The sequence below is a fragment of the Congregibacter variabilis genome (assembly GCF_045689235.1).
Lineage (GTDB): Bacteria > Pseudomonadota > Gammaproteobacteria > Pseudomonadales > Halieaceae > Congregibacter > Congregibacter variabilis.
The window spans coordinates 3,034,110-3,051,966 of the sequence record NZ_CP136864.1 but is presented as its reverse complement, the minus strand read 5'-3'; the positions used below and the strand labels follow the sequence as shown (position 1 = coordinate 3,051,966).

The window sequence follows — 17,857 nt, the reverse complement described above, 5'->3', positions numbered from 1 at the left end:
GACCTATGCGCGGATGCAACGGTGCGGGCACTCTGGTGCCGCGCCAACTTTTGCTTAACACAGTGTGCCTTTTGGCCAGCAGCGTGCTGGTCACAGGCTCGCTGAGCCAGAGTGTATTGGCGCAAACCGAGCCCTATAGCTATTACGGTGGCGATATTGAAAGCGAGGCCAAGAACGCCGCCATTGAAGCCTGCGAGTATCGTGTACTTGTCGAAGAACAACGCTGTAACCGTCGAGCAAACAAAAGCGCCTGTATCAAGGAAGTGCATAGCGAGTGTCGAGAGAAGCATAGCGACGAGTCTTCTAAAGAATCAAATCAAGAAGAAAAGTGAGCCACTACTGGGCCAAATTCAAAACAATGGGTGGTCAACGCTTTCGACTGGATACCCGGATATACCTTGACGCCATCGCCGCTCCAGATGACCAGGACGCGGTTATAGGGTGCATTATCGGCAAAAATCCCGGCTCTGCCGTGGCGAGCAAACGCAGCAGTCAGTTAGCTCCCATTGCGCTCTCTGGCGACAAGTTTCTTCCAACGGTACTCTCGGTGCTTCGCCAGTCCTACAGGCGAGCCCAACGACCCATTGTCCCGGGTAGCTACGTGCAGGTGCTTAACCTCTTTTATCTTTGCGATCGAGACTTAACTGCAGCAAAACGATCGCTTAAAAGCTGCCCAAAGGCACCACTGTGCCCGACAGAGGCGCAGGACTTTCCCTGGGCATGGTTCGCCTGGGGCGGCTCTGACCGGGTTCTTGATCCTTTAAAACCGCGTTTTGACGCGCTGAGCAGCGCCCGTAGCTTCTACTACTGCAAAGATCAGGGGCGCGTTATCGCCCGTCGACCCACATCCCAAGATCTCGCAAAACACACCCAGGGCATGCCGCAATCCACAGTAGTCACTCATCTGGCCAAATTGACCGGCCGCTAATAACTTACCGCCACCTCAAGTGAGGAAGCTCCCCCTATGAAGATTCGCCTGATTCCTATTCTTGGAGCCTGCATGCTCGGCGCCATCACCGTGCCAGGCTTTGCCCAGCCGGATTTGTCTCGGGACCTGGACGCGGTGTTTGCACACATTGCGGCGGACGGCCCGGGTTGCAGCGTGGGTGTCGCAAAAAACGGCCAGTGGATTAACAAAACGGGGTATGGCCTGGCCAACATGGAGCTCCATGTGCCGCTGGATGGTAGCCACTTACATCGTATGGGCTCGGTCTCAAAGCAGTTCACTGCCATGGCGGTGCTACTCTTGGCAGACGAGGGCAAGATAGATCTCGATGCCGACATCCGAGATTATTTACCGAAGCTTACGCCCTACCAAGTCAAGATCACTATCAACGCCATGCTCGGTCATGTCGCAGGCATGGACGACTATGATTTGGTGGCAGGCTCCTATGAAGGCCCTAAGGCTGAAAATGCCATCGACCTTAAATCAGCTGCCGGCGGTGAGTTTCGCCTGGGTAATGAAGACTATCTGACGATTGATGAGTTCTATGCGGTGGTGGCTCGGGTACCACTGGCACAGGCCCCGGACCAGGGCTTTCTCTACAGCAATCTTGCTTACTTTTTGCTCTCCATGCTCGTCGAGGAGGTATCCGGTGAGACTCTGCGTGAATATGCTCACCGGCGGATCTTCGCTCCGCTAGGCATGCAACATACGTTTTTTAGCGATGACCCGGTGGAGATTGTCGCCAATCGTGCCGATGGCTATAAAAAGAACGAAGCGGGCGAATACGTGATCGATATGACCAACCTGTTTTGGGTCGGTGACGGAGGCTTACATACCAATCTTGATGATCTACTCATTTGGGACGCGCACTTTTACGAGCCCCAGTTAGGCAAGGACCCGAAGGCGTTGATGACACTAATGAACACCCCCAATAGCCAGCATCGTGATGAGGAAAACCGACGCTACGCAAACGGACAGTTCTTGAATGAGGGACACAGCGGAACGACCTTCGAGCACAGTGGCGGCTGGCTGGGCACCTCCACCTACTACGCGCGGATTCCCGAGAAACATCGCTCGCTGATGATGATGTGTAACGATGCGGATCTCGATGTCAGCGCTTTGGCCGAGGAATCACTGAAACACCTGCTCGCCAGCCCCTAGAGATGCTTGCCGTCCAGATAATACCAACGGCCGTCGATGTTCTCAAAGCGACTCACCTCCACGAGGCGATGTCCTTTGCCGGCGATTTTGAATCGAGCAACGAACTCCACAGTGCCCGTTTGGTCTCCTGCAGCACCATCGGCAGTATTGCGAATGCTCAGGCCCAGCCAGCGCTGCTGTTCGTCAAAACGCACGCGGCTGGGACGAGTTTTAGGGTGCCAGGTAGCTAAGAGATACGCTTCGTCGCAGACCACAAAGGCGCTGTAACGCGAACGCATCAGTTGCTCTGCACTTTCCGGGATGGCCGCGCCGTTGAGAAAGGGCTCGCAGCACAGCGCAAACGCCCCGCTACTTTGACAGTGACAGGGCGTTACTTCCATTTTAAGTGAGCGACTAGAGCGCTGCTGTACAAGCTAAAGAGGATGAACACGCACCGGCAGATTGCTAATGCCGCGAACAAAATTGGACAACACGCGCTCGGGCTCGCCGACAACCTCAACCTTACTAAAGCGCTGCATAATCTCTTCCCAGAGAATCCGCAGTTGCATCTCTGCCAGACGGTTACCCATACAGCGGTGTACGCCAAAGCCAAAGGACATGTGGTGCCGGGGATTAGCTCGATCGATAATGAATTGATCCGCATTTTCGATAGCGGTCTCGTCGTAATTGCCGGACAGGTACCACATCACAACCTTGTCACCCTCGCGGATCTGCTTACCCCGAAATTCCACGTCTTTATTCGCGGTACGGCGCATATGCATCAGCGGGGTTTGCCAGCGGATGACTTCTGACACCATGGAAGGGATTAAGTCAGGATTCGCGCGAAGCTTGTCGTACTGATCCGGATTCTGGTTCAGGGCAAGAACCCCGGCGCTGGCCGAGTTTCGTGTGGTGTCATTGCCACCGACGATCAGCAAAATAAGGTTACCCAGGAATTCCATGGGCTCATCGACCATATTTGCGGTGTTGGGATCGCGCTGCAGCATGCGAATTAAATCGAGAGTCTCAACACCATCATCCTTACGCTCATGCCAGATGCGCGTAAAGGTCTCCAGACATTCACTCAGACCGGCAAATCGCTCTTCGGGATCTGTATCACCACCGGCGATTTCCGGCGTCGACGTTGCAAGATCAGACCAATAGGTGAGCTTGGTGCGCTCCTCAAAGGGAAAATCAAACAAGGTAGCCAACATCTGTGTTGTGAGATTGATGGATACTTCATCCACCCAGTTAAAGGTCTCTCCCACCGGAAGACGATCCAGAATCTCGCCCACACGCTCTCGTATAAGGCTCTCCATTTCCGCAAGATTCTTGGGAGCCACCACACCCTGTACGGCTTTGCGTTGGACATCGTGCTTCGGGGGATCCATGGAGATAAAATTCGCCAGGGGCAGCTCTTCGGTCAAATCTCCAATCACAATGGTCGGCTCTGAGGAGAAATCCTGGAAATTGCTATCGATTTCCACAATGTCCTTAAAGCGTGTGATGGACCAAAAAGGGCCGAACTGGCTATCGGCCACGTAGTGCACCGGATCCTCAGCACGGAGACGCTCAAAGTAGGGACGCCAGGCATCTTGCTCATAAAGACGGGAGTCACTGACGTCGATATCTTCGACGGCTACAACCGCGGGGTCAGGCAATTTCATCGCTTGATTCATATTATTATCCTTTCACTACTTCGAATTACATCTGGTACTCGGGAAGCCTCACCACTAAACCATCCATATCGTCTGACACATCGATCTGACAACTGAGACGGGAATTCTCAGCGCGGTCCGGCCGCATACCCAGCATAGACTCTTCCAGCATTTCTGCACCACCGGTCACCGAAGACCAGGGCTCTTCTACAAAACAGTGACAAGTCCCGCAGGCGCAGGCTCCCCCGCAATCCGCGTCAATACCGGGCACTGCGTTGTCAAGCGCGTTCATCATCAAGGTCTTACCGACTTCCGCTTCGATGGTGTGGCTTGTCCCGTTGTGCTCGATCAGGGTAATCCTGGGCATAGTGCTGCTCTCCGTGACTTATCTTATGCAAGCCACTTTACTGAATACGCGGCGCGATAAGGGGTTAAATTTTGCCTTAACAGGGTTATAATTTGCCACAAAACCACAGCGATACCGATGAATAACGACGCCAACGACTTTCTATTGCCCAGCACATACTCGCGCATCATCGCGCGGGTCGCCAATCTGCAAGAACGAGATCTCGGCAAGCTCCTGCAGGGTACGGGTCTCCCCGAGGCTATCCTCATGCCCGGGGACGAGACGTTTATCAGCGGAGAGCAGCAACTTCAGATCATGCAGAACGGCCGGGAACTCCTGGGGTCGCCGGATTTTGGCTTACGCCTCGGCGAGCAGCTGCAACCCTCTGCTCATGGGCCCTTGGGATATCTCGCCCTGTGCAGTCCGGATCTGATGAGTGCCCTGTATGCACTGCGCGACTACCTGCCCCTGCGTATGCCTTGGGTCGCGGTAGATGTGAGTCTCTCCGAGGAGCAAATCCTCTGTGAGCTGCGCTTGCGTATGTCCGTGGATGACAACGTGTTCGCTCAAATAACCATAGCGGAATGCTTCGCCATGGTGGTGCAATCTTTTGTAGAAGCGGTACTGAGGCGACCCGCCAAAGAGGCGATCATTGAGTTCGCGCACAACTCACCAGCGCACGTGCAGGACTACAACGACTTTCTCCACGCCCCCTACAGCTTTGAGTGCCCCCGAAACAGTTACGTCTTACCGGGCGAGCTGGCCACCGCAGCAAACGCCACCAGCGATAACGCCTCCTTCAGGCTGACCCAGCAGTTGTGCAATACCCTCCTCGAACAGACGCCTAGGTCCAGTAGTTCCATGGCCGATCGTGTGCGAACGCTCATGCTTCTAAGGCCCGTAGAATCCATCGGTGAGCCGGAGATAGCTCGAGCATTGTTCGTATCCAAACGCACTCTGGCGAGACGTCTTGATTTGGAGGGCACAAGCTACCGGCAGATTAGAGATCAGTTTCTGGCAGAACTAGCACGGCGCTACCTGCTGGAACCCAGGCAGACCGTAGAAACCGTGGCAGCATCCCTGGGCTATCACGACGCGGCCGCCTTTAGAAAAGCCTTCAAGCGCTGGACGGGAATGACACCTAAAAGCTATCGAGACACGTCGCCCTCACTTTAAGCAAAGGCGACGGTGTCACTGAAGCGGTCTCAGACTGGCTACAGTCTGATGGGTAAGTCTCTGACGCGCTGGCCGGTAGCGGCGAAAACCGCGTTGCCAATAGCCGGGGCAACCGCAATCAATGGCGGCTCGCCCAAGCCCGTAGGAAACTCATCGCTCTGGATAAACTTGATATCCAGCTCTGGAACATCCGCCATGCGCAGAGGCTTATAGGTATCCAGATTGCGATCCCTAACCTGACCGTTCTCAAACGCCGTGCCTTCGTGCAGGGCTAAACTGAGGCCCCATAGCGAAGCGCCCTCTGCCTGCGCCATTGCGCCGTCGGGATGCACCACGGTGCCGCAATCCAATGTCTGCCAGAGCTTTTTCACCGTGACGTTTTTTCCATCCACGGCCACATGCGCGACACAGGCGCTCCAGGTCGGCATTGCACGCTCCTGACCGTGAGCCACGGCAACACCCAGCGCTTCACCTTCTGGCAGGGGCGAGCCCCAGCCAGAGCGCTCACGCACATCCTGAAGTACCGCTGCAAGACGCGACGCACCACCAACCTGCATGGGTGCGCTGCCCGCCTGTCTTCCAGCCGCATCGAGCAGCGACAAGCGGTACTCCAGCGGATCTACGCCCAGCTTTGCAGCGATCTCATCCATAAAGCACTCTACGCCCCAGCCGATCCAACCGGGACCTACAGAACGCAACCAGCCGGGAAGAAACGTCTTTTGCGCCAGTGTATTGTTAATTGCCCGCACGCGATGGTTCGCCACCGAATACCAGTGGTCCGAACCATTAATGGAGAAGCCGTCAAACTTACCCTTGCCATCCACGCCCTCACCCAGAAATCCTGGCGCCATGGACAGCGTCGGCCAGCCAGCCGCTGCCGCATGCTCGATAGCGCTCAAGCTACCGTCTTCGGCAAACGCCGCATCCAGACGGGCAACAGAGGGCGAACGCGCGCAGTCAAACAGACTGTCTGCTGGCCGCGTCATAATCAGCTTCACGGGCTTGCCCAGCTGACGGGCTGCGTGCGCTGCGGGAATCATTTGATCCCCAAACAAGCGTCGACCAAAACCACCTCCCAGATAGTAGGTGTGCAGCACAATATCTTTCTCTTCCATATCCAGTGACTGCGCCAGCGTCGGAATAATCAATGACTGCCACTGGTTACCTGCGTGGACATGACACTGCCCATCTTGAAATTCCACGAGCGCGTTCTGTGGCTCAAGTGTGAAGTGCAAAGCGGTGCTGGTTCGGTACGTTGCGGAGAGGGTATCGCTGGCAGAGGACATCGCTGCAGACGTATCACCGGCGTCGACAAACAAAACGCCGCTGGACGGATCATCGACCAGTGCTTTTCCTTCGGCGAGAATATCGTCTTCGCTCACAGATGCGGTTTCTCCCAAATCCCATTCGACTTTTACCGCATCAGTCGCCTTCATAGCGGCGGGAAAGCTATCGGCAATCACCAATGCCATACCCTGCACAAAGCCCGAAGAATCCTCGATAGCCAAGGTCTGCTGATACCCGGGAATGGCTTTGGCAGCGCTGTCGTCGATGGCAGTGATAACACTGCCGTAGCGCGTGGGAGCAACAATCGGATGGGCGTAAACCATGCCGGGTAACTCGGCATCCAAGCCATAGACCGCAGCGCCCCTGGATTTAGCAGGCACATCCAAAGCCGTAGCGGTTTTACCGATCAAGGTCCGCGCCGCCGCGGGCTTGATGGGCATCGCGGCAAGCTCTTCTTCACTGAAGCTGCGACTGATATCGCCCCGAGAAACAATCTCGGCGAAACTCAGCGATTGCCCCGCGCCGGATACAACGCCGTTTTCTGCGCTCAACTGCGTGGCATCAACATCTAATAATTTGGCTGCGGCATCAATGAGCACCGTGCGCCCTGCGGCGCCGGCTCGAGATAACATCTCGAAACTGGTGACCACTGACCAGGACCCACCAGTCACCATATAGCCCCACTTGGGATCGGTATCAACGTGCGCCAGACTCACCGAGTCCCAGTCGGCACCCAACTCATCGGCGACGATACGCGCCAGCGCCGTACCCACATGCTGACCCATTTCGGCCTTGGCGATATTCACCAAAACCTCACCCGCCTCATTAATTTCAAACCAAACTGCCGGCGAAAACAGTTGGCTTCCGCCAGTTGCGACAATCTCGCTGACCGCTTCTTCTTTTGAACAGCCCGGCAACACCACACCCAGACCCATCATCAATCCGGTGCCGAGACTACCCGCCAGAAAGCTTCGACGACTAACGCCTGTGGTTACGCTCTTCATGAGTTCACCTCGCCCTGCGCAGCCGACTTGATGGCCGAGCGTATACGTGTATACGACATACAGCGGCAGAGATTCCCGGTCATAGCCTGGGTAATTTCCTCTTCGCTGGGATTCGGGTTGGATTTTAGGAAGGCCTCCGCCGTCACTATCTGTCCCGACTGGCAATAACCGCATTGCGGCACCTGGGCGTCGACCCAGGCTTCTTTGAGCGCCGTACCCTCGGCACTGGCCAACCCTTCTATGGTGGTGACTTCAGAGCCTGCGACTTCGCTCACAGGGAGAACACAGGATCGGATAGGCACGCCATCACGCTGCACCGTACAGGCGCCGCACTGCGCAATACCGCAGCCAAACTTGGTGCCTTTTAGCTGTTGTTCGTCGCGAATGACCCAAAGCAGGGGCGTGTCCCCCGGTGAGTCGGTCGACACCTGCTTACCGTTTAGCTTAAATTCGATCACGCTACGTCCTCCTGTTTATATCGCCCGTGCGCAGTTGGGTTAGTGCTTCGCGAAGAACAGCCACGGTGACTATTCACAAACCCCGGCTCCAAGGCATTGTTGTCTTGCAAGCATAGCGTATTGTGGTGATGTCGGCCGCCCCCATTACTTCGGTACAGCCTGGGTAAGACGTGGAATTGGAGAAACAAGCTTGGAAAGCTATCTACTACTGTTTGGCTCTGCATTCCTTGCGGCGACCATTTTGCCGTTTTACTCCGAGATCGTATTGGTCCTGGCCCTTCAAGAAGGAAACGATCCTGTGATGCTGCTGCTCACTGCAACGCTGGGCAATACATTGGGCTCGGTTGTGAACTGGGTTATCGGGCGCCAGTTACTCAAATTTCAGGACAAACGTTGGTTCTATTTTTCGCCGGCTCAGATTGCCAGAGCCCAGCGCTGGTTCCAACGCCGGGGCATCTGGTCCTTACTGTTTGCCTGGTTACCTATCGGGGGCGACGCGCTGACGCTCATCGCGGGAGTGATGAATGTGCGCTTGGGCACCTTCCTGATATTGGTGGGGATCGGAAAAGCTCTACGCTACGGTTTTGTACTGCTTATTGCGATCTACGCCCTGTGAGCGGTTTAGGGGTCCCGGATTATCAGGACAACAGGCCAACCATTGTGAAGCCCAAATAGTTACCCAGGGCCAATCCTGCAGAACCCACCAGAATCGCAGGCAACTCAAGGTCACTGCGTCCCAGGCTTCGTGCCAGCGCCAGAGCTGAGGTTCCGCCTCCAATATTTGCCTGAGAGGCCACCGCAGCAGTCTCCAGATCGGCCTTCAGAAGCCGCGCCGCGCCGAACACCACCACACCGTGCACGCACACCAAAACGATAACAAAGACTCCAAGCACGGGAGCCAGCTCTCCCATCCGCATCAGTGCCTGGGCATCACACAGAGACCCAATCACCGCAAGAAACAGGTAAACCGCCAGTAGACCCAACAAACGAGCGCCGCGAAGCCGCTGGACCAGGGGCAATTGCGCTAAACAAAGAGCGAGAGTTGAAAGCACCAGAACCGAGGGTATATCAATACCAACGTGCTGCCTCAGCAGGTCCGCCAGAAGCTGTGAAACGCCCACTGCGGCGATACCCAAAGCAATCATCGCAGCAAGGTCAAAGATATGCGCGACCTCACCGTCATCCGTGATCGGCCCTGTACTTGGGCGATCTTCCTGTTGAGCTGCCTTGGGCCAAAACCCCACCAACAGGCGCGGCAGTGAGACACAGACCACCATCCAAACCGTCGTCATGGCATTGTCTACTGCCGCAGCGCCGGCGTAGAGCGCAGCATCTTCCATTACACCGTATTCCAGTGCCACAGCGTTGTAATTGACGCTGCCACCCACGTAGGTACCCGTGAACATTCCCGCCAAGGCAGCATGCTGATCGCCCAAAGCGTCGGCTCCGCCAACGACCCAATGCCCCGCAGCTGCGCCCAGTGCGGTACCGCAGGCACCAAAGAGAAACAGCAGCAAGGTAGGCCCACCAACCTGTCCAAGGCTGCGCAAATCAACGAGCAGGAGCAGCCAAAAAATGCCCAAAGGAGCCACGTAGGTGAATATCGCAGCGTAAAGGGGCGTCTCCGGACCATAGGTAGGAATAACACCCAGGTTTGCAACAATGGCGGTGAGCAAAATCACCAGCAATGCCGCCCCAAAGTGTCGTAGCCAGGTACGCGTCGCCAACCATTCGGAGATCGCAATGAGTGCCGCCAAAACGGCCGCTATAGAGAGTGTGCTTACAAACATGCCGCCATGTTACACGTATCTGACGACTTGCCGGGCAGGCAAAGGCATCTGAACCTTTCCCTTACTTTTTTTCCGTGATTTCTTGCACTTCAACTGCTGTGCGGGTACCCTTTGCGCCGCTCATAATTGACCGTCCAGATGTGTTTCCACATTTGGCCCTCCCAGCTTATGAAATCGATGGTCCGTTGCGGGCCTCACGCGATCATCGCTCAGACGCCTTAAAGTTGAGACTCTCCAGAGCAGTCTCTTCGGACAGAAACTCTCGGGCCTGATCTGCGACACACAATACGGACATCAACGGACAGACTGAATGCTTACTGCAAGAAACCTCGAAAAGATTATGGAGCTGGAAGAGAAGCTCCGCACTGAATACCAGGTACAACTCGACGCTAAGTCAGCAGAAATTAGCAAGCTCGAGAGTACTGCTGAAGATCAAAAGACCGCCATTGCCAAGCAGCTGGAGCAGATCTCCACGCTGTCGGTGGACGCATCAAAGAACAAGAAGATCGAACAGCGGAACCGCGAGTTGCATCAGCGCTGCGAGAACCTGCTGGAAGACGTGGCCAAGCAGAAAACACGTGCCAAGACCCTCCAGACAGACCTCACCCAGGTCCGCGAAGAACTTGCCACCCTAAAGCAGTTTGATCCTGCAAAAATGAAAAAGAATCTGGACGCCAGCAAAAAGAAACTGGCAGAGAAGACGACTGCTAACGACTTGCTGCAAAAGTCCTACAAGCAGACAAAGGCCGAGAATGCGGACCTGAAAGCGCAGCTAAAAGCGCTGGAAGCCAAGCTCGAAGAGTTAGAGCCTAAAGACAGCGAAGCTGAAGAATCTGATGTAGAGCAGGAAGCTGCTGCATAAATCGCAGCGCTGGGGCAAAAAACGCGAGAATTTTTGCCCCAATTAGCGGTACACTATGCACCGTAAGATCCTGCTACATCGTACTTATTGCGCCCGTAGCTCAGCTGGATAGAGTAACTGGCTTCGAACCAGTTGGTCGGGAGTTCGAATCTCTCCGGGCGCGCCAATTTCTAAACCTTGCTTTAAACCTTCCTTTAAGCCTTTTTTAAACCTTCTTTAATGACGGCTTTTTTAGACAATTTTTTGTTTAAACGATAGGTGCGTCAAGCTGCCCCTCAGGGGGCGGCTGTGAGGCGTCCGGCGTGTGCTCTTCCTGAAACTGCTCCACGTGCCGCTCTACAGCGCTGGCTCTTTTTCCGTAGTGCGCGATATGAAACGTCGCGTCGCCTTCATAGACCAAAGGAAGGTTCGTTCGTCCGATTACCACACCCCCTGAAGGCGCGAGAATGGGGGTTTCCGTAGCACCCAGTGGGTCGGCCACAATAGCTAATGTCTGACCTTGACTGACCTTATCGCCCAGCGCAGCAAAGGTGCGCAGGACACCACTCTCTCCTGCTCGCACCCAGGTAGTCTCATTACTGATGATGGGTTCAGGTAAGGACTTTCGACTTCGAGAACTGGGCAGCATGCCGATGTTGCGCATAACGTTGATGATGCCTCGCACCCCGGCCCGAATATAGACCTCTTCAAAGCGCAATGCCTCTCCCGCTTCATAGAGAATCACCGGGATACCCAAATCTCCTGCACAGTTACGCAAAGAACCGTCGCGAATCTTGGCATCGATAGCCAAAGGAACACCAAAAGCAGTCGTCATGGCCGCTGCTTTTGGATCATCTAGATCTGCGCGTATCTGCGGAAAATTACTCCGGTGCCGAGCGCCGGTATGCAAATCGATACCGTGGGTGCACTTTTTTACCACTTCGTTGACAAAGGTGTGCGCGACCCGGCCCGTCAGGGAGCCCTTGGAGGAACCAGGAAAAGAGCGATTAAGATCGCGGCCATCGGGTAAATACCGCGTGTGATTCAAAAATCCGTAGACATTCACGATAGGAATAGCGAGCAAACTGCCACGGAGATTCTTTAGCGCACGATGCTGCAAAAGACGCCGAATAATCTCGACGCCATTGATCTCGTCTCCGTGTATTGCCGCGCTGATAAACAAGGTAGGGCCCGGACGCTTCCCCCTGATGGCCTGTACGGTGATTGAGAGGTCGTCGTGGGTATACATGGGTGCTACCGGCAGATCTATAAGCTGACGCTCACCCGGTGCAATACTCACCTTGCCAATTATCAAATCTGATGCTTTTTCTGCCGTCACGACTGTTCTAGTGCTCCCTAAGTTCCTACAGATCGGAATGCCATTTTTACTGCGCAGTTGTCGTCGCAATAGCCGTGTCGAGTTCCTGAACCTTTGGCCGGCGCTTGCGCTGGGTCCTTGCTGGAATCATGTCGCGCATTGCCTCGAGCTTGCCGTAACACAGCAATTTATCACCGGCTTCCAACACTCGCTCCCGACGAGGGTTAGGAAACACTTTGCCATCGCGGTACAGCGTCAGGACATTAAGATCCTTATCTTCCACGGTGGATTGCATGATGGTCTGACCCACAAACTTTGATCCCTCGGGGATATACAGCTCGGTCACCCCGTAGCCCTTGCTAACGGTCAGGCGCTGGCGGATGTCGATCTCCGGGAAGTCCACCTGGGCTGCCAGGTAATCAACGATCGCGCCGGCAATGTCTAATTCAGTACAGGTTTCGATACCTTCCAGACCCGGCGATGAGTTGACCTCCATTACCTGTGGCCCGTCTTTGCCTTCCAGCATATCCACACCCGCCACCCGAAGGCCGAGAATCTGAGCACAGCGCACGGCCGTCTCCCGATAACGCTCGTCCAGCTCCACCGGCTCCGCTACGCCGCCCCGGTGCACGTTACTGCGAAACTCCTGACCCTGAGCAACCCTGCGCATAGCCGCCACTACCTGGTCACCCACCACAAATGCACGAATATCTTTACCCTTGCTCTCCGCCACGAATTTTTGAATCAGCACATTTTGTTTCTGGCTTTGCAGCAGTTCGATAATAGACTCGGCCTGTTTCACCGACTCTGCCAACAGGACGCCGATGCCCTGAGTACCCTCAATGAGTTTGATTACGATCGGGGCGCCACCTACCCGCTCGATAGCTGGCAGCACATCTTTACGATCCCGCACAAACGTCGTTCTGGGGAGCCCGATATGATGGCGACTGAGAATCTGCAGACTACGTAGTTTGTCTCGGGAGTTGGCTATGCCGTGAGCAGTGTTCGCGCAGAACACGTCCATCTCCTGAAACTGCCTGACGACCGCGGTGCCGTAGTAAGTAATGGATGCGCCAATTCTGGGTAGAACCGCATCGTAATGACTCAAGCGTTTCTGGCGGTAGTAAAGCTCTGGCGATCCTTCTTCAAGATCGATAGCAAACTTCAAGGTATTGAGCACCTTAACAGTGTGGCCGCGCTGCTCAGCAGCCTCTTTTAAACGTCGGGTGCTGTAGGCATTCGGTGCACAGGAAAGGATCGCTAGCTTCATAAAGCTGCCTCGTTAATTGGTATGGAGTAACAACAAATCGATCAAAAGTCGCTCGCATTGCTGTTAGAAATGCTGACTTCTCATCACTATAACAGACCGCGATTTCTCAGGAGCGGCATCACCTCGGGGTCTCTCCCCCGAAAGGCGCGATACAGGCTCATAGGATCAGCAGTGCCGCCACGCTCCAAAACCTGACTACGAAAGGCCCTTGCCATTGCCTGATCAAACAGGCCCTGTTCCTTGAAAGCCTCAAAACCATCAGCGTCGAGAACCTCGGCCCATATGTAGACGTAATAGCCTGCAGAATAGCTGTCATCGCTAAAAATATGCTGGAAGTAAGTCGATTTATAGCGAGGATCAATCGCCGAGGGCATCCCAATGTCTTTCAATGCCCTGGCTTCAAATTTATCGACATCACATTCCTCAGCCTTGGGATCACTATGCCAGGCAAGATCCAGATAGCAGGCCGCCAGATACTCCGTCGTGGCAAAGCCCTGATTGAATTGCTCTGACGCTTTAAGCTTGCTGATGAGCGCGTCAGGTATCGGGGCATCCGTTTGCACATGCCGCGCATAGGACCTGAGCACACAGGGCTCCATGGCCCAGTGCTCCATAATCTGGGATGGCAACTCTACAAAGTCCTGCTTCACCTTGGTTCCACCCAGACTCGCGTAACGCACGTTGCTTAGCAGTCCATGCAGGCCATGCCCAAACTCATGAAACAGCGTTCGAACCTCATCTACCCCCAGTAAGCAGAGGTCGGATTTTGGGAAATTACAGCAGTTAACAATCACGGGCGTTACGCGCTTGCCGTTGTTCGACTGCGCGCGGAACTCGGACATCCAGGCACCGCTACGTTTTGAGGTCCGCATGTAAAAATCAAATAGAAAGTAGCCGATGAGTGTTCCGTCGGCCTCGGTAGCCTCATAGACCTGCACATCGGGGTGATAAACCGGTAGATCACTGCGCTCCCGAAAGACAATACCGTAAAGCTTGTTGGCGACTTCAAACACACCGTCGCGAACATTCTCCAGTTTGAAATATTGCTTCATCTCATCAGGATCCAGATCAAAGCGTTCCTGGCGCAGTTTTTCGGTGTAGTACCACCAGTCCCAGGGCGCCAGCTCCTCCTCGCTCGAAAGCCCGGCACAGGCTGCCAGCGCCGTCGCCTCGCTGGTGACCTGTTCCTGACAGGGCTGCCAGACCTGATCCAGCAAATCCCGCACGGCTGACGGTGTTTTTGCCATTCGGTGATCAAGCATAAAGTCCGCATGACTTTCGAATCCCAGAAGCTGTGCCCGCTCATTTCGCAGCGCCACGATCTCACTGATGAGCGGACGATTGTCGACATTGCGGGTACCGCAACTACTGTAAGCGCGGTAAATCTCCTCGCGCAGCGCGCGATTGTCCGCGTACTGCAAAAAGGGCGTTATCGACGACCGGGAGAGAGTGAACACACAGGCGTCGGTCATATCTCGCGCTCCAGCGTCATTCCTGCCCATCTCGATAACGTAGTCGGGCAAACCCGCAAGATCCTCCTCGTGACTTAAGACAAGGGCGTAGGCATTGTTGTCCCTCAGCACGTTTTGGCCAAAGCGGGTGCAAAGCACTGCCAACTGCTCGGTAATAGCGCTCACTCTGCTGCGTTGCGTATCGGCAAGTTCGGCTCCGGCGCGAACAAAACGCCGACGAGTTTTTTCGAGCAGCTGCTCCTGCTCAGCACTCAGAGACTCCTGAGCGTCACGCACCGTCCGCACTCGAGCGTATAGCTGCGCGTTGGTATAGATAGCACTGCGGTGCGCACTGGCCTGCGGTGATATTTCACACTCCAGCGCCTGCAATTCGGCGGTGGTGTCCGACGATGCCAGGTTCCAGAACACATTCTCGACGCGAGTTAACAAAGAACCACTGTTCTCGAGAGCCTCAAGGGTATTCGCGAAAGTGGCCGCCTCTGGATTAGAGGCGATGGCATGAATTTCATCCTGCTGCTGTGCAAATCCGCGATCAAAAGCCTCGCGATAGTGCTCAAAGCGGATCGCCGAAAAATCCGGGATGCCAGTATCTGCCAGAGGCTCGAAAAACGGGTTGCTCATACGGTTGCGTTCCTAAAGGGAAAATAATTCGCTACTGAATTGTTAAAAGCCACCGAATAGTACGCCATGTGAACCCGCGTGCTGACTTGTCAGTGAAGATTGGTCCACGTAGGCTCGGCTTAGCCAATCCAGAAAAAGGTTTCAGTCCATGTCCAACTCTGTAGCGAGCAATCAACGACGACACTTACTCAAAGCCTTGACGGCCGCATCGGCCATGGCCGCCTTCGGCCGACCCAGCTGGGCAAATATGGCTGTGGGCAAAGCCGATCTCATCGTCACCGGCGGCACCTTTCACACCATGGATGTGAGCACATCTCTCGCCGAGGCCATGGCGATTCGCGGCAACAGAATCATGGCCATGGGCTCCATCGATGACATTCAAAATCTCGCGGGGCCGAACACCCGCCGCATCGACGCCCGGGGACTCACGGTTACCCCCGGATTCATCGATGCGCACTCGCACCCGCTCCTGGCCAACGAAGCGATCAGCGTCGACGTCAATGTTCGCCAAATCTCTAAAGTCCAGGCGCTGTTAAAAGAGCAGGCCCAGCGCACGCCCAAGGGCCAGTGGGTGCTGGCTCACATGTACGACGACACCAAGTTCGACGAAGGCCGTCCGCTGACTTTGCAGGATATCGATGCCGTCGTTCCGTCCCAACCGGTGATGGTACGTCACCGCGGCGGCCACACTGCTGTGGTGAATTCAAAAGCTTTTGCTATGGCGCAGATCGCTAACGACACCCCCGATCCTGAAGGCGGTCGTTTCTTTCGAGAGGACGGACAACTCACGGGCAAAGTCGCTGAACTGGCGATGGACGTCTTTGATTCGGTAGGCGAATGGCCTGCGGTGGATCGCAAGACCAAGCAGCAAGGCGCCAGCCTCATGACAAAACGCATGGCAGCTTCCGGACTCACCAGTACCACCGATGCTGCGGGTAATCTCGAAGGCTGGATTGCTTACATGGATGCCCTGGACGCCGGAGAACTGCACACCCGAGTAGCATTCATGCCCCGAGGTAACACCGACGTTTACGCCGCCATGAAAACGGCCGGCATGCGCTCTGGTTTTGGAAACGCGATGCTTCGCGTAGGCGCTGTCAAATATGCCGCAGACGGCAGTGCCTCGGAGCGCACTATGCGCATGAGCACACCGTTTCAGGGCACAGATGACTACGGCATTCTCACCATGTCTCAGGCGCAGATCGACGCAGCGGTGGACGAAGCCGTAGCCAATGATTTTCGCATCGGCATTCACGCCAACGGCGATGTAACCATTGATATGGTGCTCAATGCCTATGAACGCGTACTCGCGGACTGGAAAGGCCCGAATCCACGCTTTCGCATTGAACACTGCTCGTTGGTCAATCCAGATTTGCTCAAGCGCATCAAGACAACCGGCACCGTACCGACGCCGTTCTACACCTACGCCTACTATCACGGCAACAAGTGGGTGGATTACGGTCCCGACAAAATGCGCAATATGTTTGCCCATCGGTCCTTTATCGACGCGGGCATCATGGTCGCTCCAGCGTCGGATTTTACGCCCGGACCCTACGAACCCATGATGGCGCTGCAAAGTATGATCACCCGGAAGGATTCCCAGGGCCGGGTCTGGGGTGAGAATCAGCGAATTTCTGCCGCGGAGGCCATGCAGGTATGCACCATGAACGGCGCTTACGCCTCTTTTGAAGAGCATGACAAAGGCTCACTCACCCCCGGCAAGCTGGCGGACTTTGTACTGCTTGGGCAGGACCCCTTGTCCACGGATCCCACGGCTATAAAAGACATCCCCATCGTAGCGACTTATCTTGATGGCCAGCCCGTCTTCGAGGCGTGATTCAGCAGCGCTAATCCACCCTAAAGGCAGACTCAGATAGCCGTCTTCGACGGCTCGTCTTGTGCGATGCTCAGCTCATCGCTAAAGGCGTGACCTTTGCTCAAACCTTGCGCAATGTACTCATTCGAAGTCCCAAGCAAGGTCAAAGCCATGAAAGCAATAGCATTTATTATCTCTTTAGTATTCGCCACTCAAACTGCGTGGTCCGCCGATGAATCAACCGTCGATATGCCAGGCTATGTCGATTTTTCTGAACTGTCCCAGAGCTACGGCGAACCTCGCGTGATGGTCAATATCGGTGGTTCGCTGCTTAAGTTAGTGGGCTCAATGAAGCACGATGACCCCGTTGCCGAAGAAGCCCTCAAAAATCTGGACTCGGTGCGCATCCATGTTTACGACACTGCCGGTGACACAAGCTCGGCCGACGCACGGATGGATGCGGTGAGCAGCAAGCTGGCGGGTCAGGACTGGGAGCAGATCGTGCGAGTTCAAGAGCCAGAAGATCGCGTTAACATTTATGTAAAACACACCACGGATCGCATTCAGGGCCTGATGATCATGGCGGTAAATGCCGAAGAAGCCGTGTTTGTTAACGTACTGGGTGATATTGACCCAGCCCACCTGAACAACGTTGTCGCGGGTATCGACGTGGTCGATGACTTTGACCTCGATATCGACCTGGCACTGTAGGTC

17 protein-coding genes, 1 tRNA gene and 1 pseudogene are annotated in these 17,857 nt (G+C 55.1%); 9 read left to right on the top strand and 10 right to left on the bottom strand.

Annotated elements, in window-relative coordinates:
- The first annotated feature begins 5 nt into the window (after positions 1-5).
- The 3 genes from R0135_RS13610 to R0135_RS13600 are packed head-to-tail and all read left to right on the top strand — an operon-like array spanning position 6 to position 2,107.
- Positions 6-332, top strand: coding sequence for a hypothetical protein (locus R0135_RS13610; RefSeq protein ID WP_407347435.1), 327 nt, complete (start codon positions 6-8; stop codon positions 330-332).
- Positions 329-928: a hypothetical protein gene (locus R0135_RS13605; RefSeq protein ID WP_407347433.1), complete on the top strand. Its 600-nt coding sequence runs from the start codon at positions 329-331 to the stop codon at positions 926-928. The genes R0135_RS13610 and R0135_RS13605 overlap by 4 nt, the downstream gene beginning before the upstream one ends.
- A 36-nt stretch (positions 929-964) precedes the next feature.
- Complete coding sequence (locus R0135_RS13600; RefSeq protein WP_407347431.1) at positions 965-2,107, top strand: serine hydrolase domain-containing protein; 1,143 nt, start codon at positions 965-967, stop codon at positions 2,105-2,107.
- Here R0135_RS13600 and R0135_RS13595 read toward each other — a convergent pair.
- The 3 genes from R0135_RS13595 to R0135_RS13585 all read right to left on the bottom strand — a co-directional run bounded on the left by R0135_RS13595 (position 2,104) and on the right by R0135_RS13585 (position 4,111).
- Positions 2,104-2,385, bottom strand: coding sequence for a YchJ family protein (locus R0135_RS13595; RefSeq protein ID WP_407347430.1), 282 nt, complete (start codon positions 2,383-2,385; stop codon positions 2,104-2,106). The two genes, R0135_RS13600 and R0135_RS13595, sit on opposite strands and share 4 nt — an antisense overlap.
- A 135-nt stretch (positions 2,386-2,520) precedes the next feature.
- Positions 2,521-3,765 carry a cytochrome P450 gene (locus R0135_RS13590; protein WP_407347428.1) on the bottom strand — a complete coding sequence of 415 codons (1,245 nt, stop codon included), beginning with the start codon at positions 3,763-3,765 and terminating at the stop codon, positions 2,521-2,523.
- A gap of 25 nt (positions 3,766-3,790) precedes the next feature.
- Positions 3,791-4,111: a 2Fe-2S iron-sulfur cluster-binding protein gene (locus tag R0135_RS13585; protein WP_407347426.1), complete on the bottom strand. Its 321-nt coding sequence runs from the start codon at positions 4,109-4,111 to the stop codon at positions 3,791-3,793.
- Positions 4,112-4,228: 117 nt separating this feature from the next.
- Between R0135_RS13585 and R0135_RS13580 the strand changes: the two genes are divergently transcribed.
- On the top strand, positions 4,229-5,266 hold the full coding sequence (locus R0135_RS13580; protein WP_407347424.1) for an AraC family transcriptional regulator ligand-binding domain-containing protein: 1,038 nt from the start codon (positions 4,229-4,231) through the stop codon (positions 5,264-5,266).
- 38 nt (positions 5,267-5,304) lie between these two features.
- On the opposite strand, the gene R0135_RS13575 is transcribed toward R0135_RS13580, so the two are convergent.
- Entirely contained in the window at positions 5,305-7,557 is a 2,253-nt protein-coding gene (locus R0135_RS13575) for a molybdopterin cofactor-binding domain-containing protein (RefSeq protein ID WP_407347423.1), read from the bottom strand.
- Positions 7,554-8,015, bottom strand: a complete 462-nt coding sequence (locus tag R0135_RS13570; protein WP_407347422.1) for a (2Fe-2S)-binding protein — start codon at positions 8,013-8,015, stop codon at positions 7,554-7,556. The genes R0135_RS13575 and R0135_RS13570 overlap by 4 nt, the downstream gene beginning before the upstream one ends.
- 190 nt (positions 8,016-8,205) lie before the next feature.
- On the opposite strand from R0135_RS13570, the gene R0135_RS13565 reads away from it, so the two are divergent.
- Positions 8,206-8,631 carry a YqaA family protein gene (locus R0135_RS13565; protein WP_407347420.1) on the top strand — a complete coding sequence of 142 codons (426 nt, stop codon included), beginning with the start codon at positions 8,206-8,208 and terminating at the stop codon, positions 8,629-8,631.
- Positions 8,632-8,653: 22 nt separating this feature from the next.
- Here R0135_RS13565 and R0135_RS13560 read toward each other — a convergent pair whose 3' ends face one another.
- Positions 8,654-9,805 carry a DUF819 family protein gene (locus tag R0135_RS13560; RefSeq protein ID WP_407347418.1) on the bottom strand — a complete coding sequence of 384 codons (1,152 nt, stop codon included), beginning with the start codon at positions 9,803-9,805 and terminating at the stop codon, positions 8,654-8,656.
- Between the two features lie 310 nt (positions 9,806-10,115).
- Here R0135_RS13560 and R0135_RS13555 point away from each other — a divergent pair, with 310 nt between their 5' ends.
- Both R0135_RS13555 and R0135_RS13550 read left to right on the top strand, forming a co-directional pair.
- Entirely contained in the window at positions 10,116-10,667 is a 552-nt protein-coding gene (locus R0135_RS13555; protein WP_407347417.1) for a hypothetical protein, read from the top strand.
- 89 nt (positions 10,668-10,756) lie between these two features.
- Positions 10,757-10,833 (top strand) — tRNA-Arg (locus tag R0135_RS13550).
- A gap of 81 nt (positions 10,834-10,914) precedes the next feature.
- On the opposite strand, the gene R0135_RS13545 is transcribed toward R0135_RS13550, so the two are convergent.
- The 4 genes and pseudogenes from R0135_RS13545 to R0135_RS13530 form a co-directional block, all read right to left on the bottom strand.
- Positions 10,915-11,985, bottom strand: coding sequence for a succinylglutamate desuccinylase/aspartoacylase family protein (locus R0135_RS13545; RefSeq protein ID WP_407347415.1), 1,071 nt, complete (start codon positions 11,983-11,985; stop codon positions 10,915-10,917).
- A gap of 46 nt (positions 11,986-12,031) precedes the next feature.
- On the bottom strand, positions 12,032-12,259 hold the full coding sequence (locus tag R0135_RS13540) for a hypothetical protein (protein WP_407349923.1): 228 nt from the start codon (positions 12,257-12,259) through the stop codon (positions 12,032-12,034).
- 51 nt (positions 12,260-12,310) lie between these two features.
- Positions 12,311-13,234, bottom strand: a pseudogene (rimK, locus tag R0135_RS13535) (30S ribosomal protein S6--L-glutamate ligase); the annotation flags it as partial.
- 86 nt (positions 13,235-13,320) lie between these two features.
- The gene (locus tag R0135_RS13530) at positions 13,321-15,327 is read right to left on the bottom strand and encodes a M3 family metallopeptidase (RefSeq protein WP_407347413.1); all 2,007 of its coding nucleotides are present in this window, start codon (positions 15,325-15,327) and stop codon (positions 13,321-13,323) included.
- Between the two features lie 148 nt (positions 15,328-15,475).
- On the opposite strand from R0135_RS13530, the gene R0135_RS13525 reads away from it, so the two are divergent.
- Positions 15,476-17,164 (top strand): amidohydrolase, encoded by a 1,689-nt coding sequence (locus R0135_RS13525; RefSeq protein WP_407347411.1) that lies wholly within the window; start codon positions 15,476-15,478, stop codon positions 17,162-17,164.
- A 150-nt stretch (positions 17,165-17,314) separates the two neighbouring features.
- On the top strand, positions 17,315-17,854 hold the full coding sequence (locus R0135_RS13520) for a DUF4252 domain-containing protein (protein WP_407347409.1): 540 nt from the start codon (positions 17,315-17,317) through the stop codon (positions 17,852-17,854).
- Positions 17,855-17,857 lie beyond the last annotated feature (3 nt).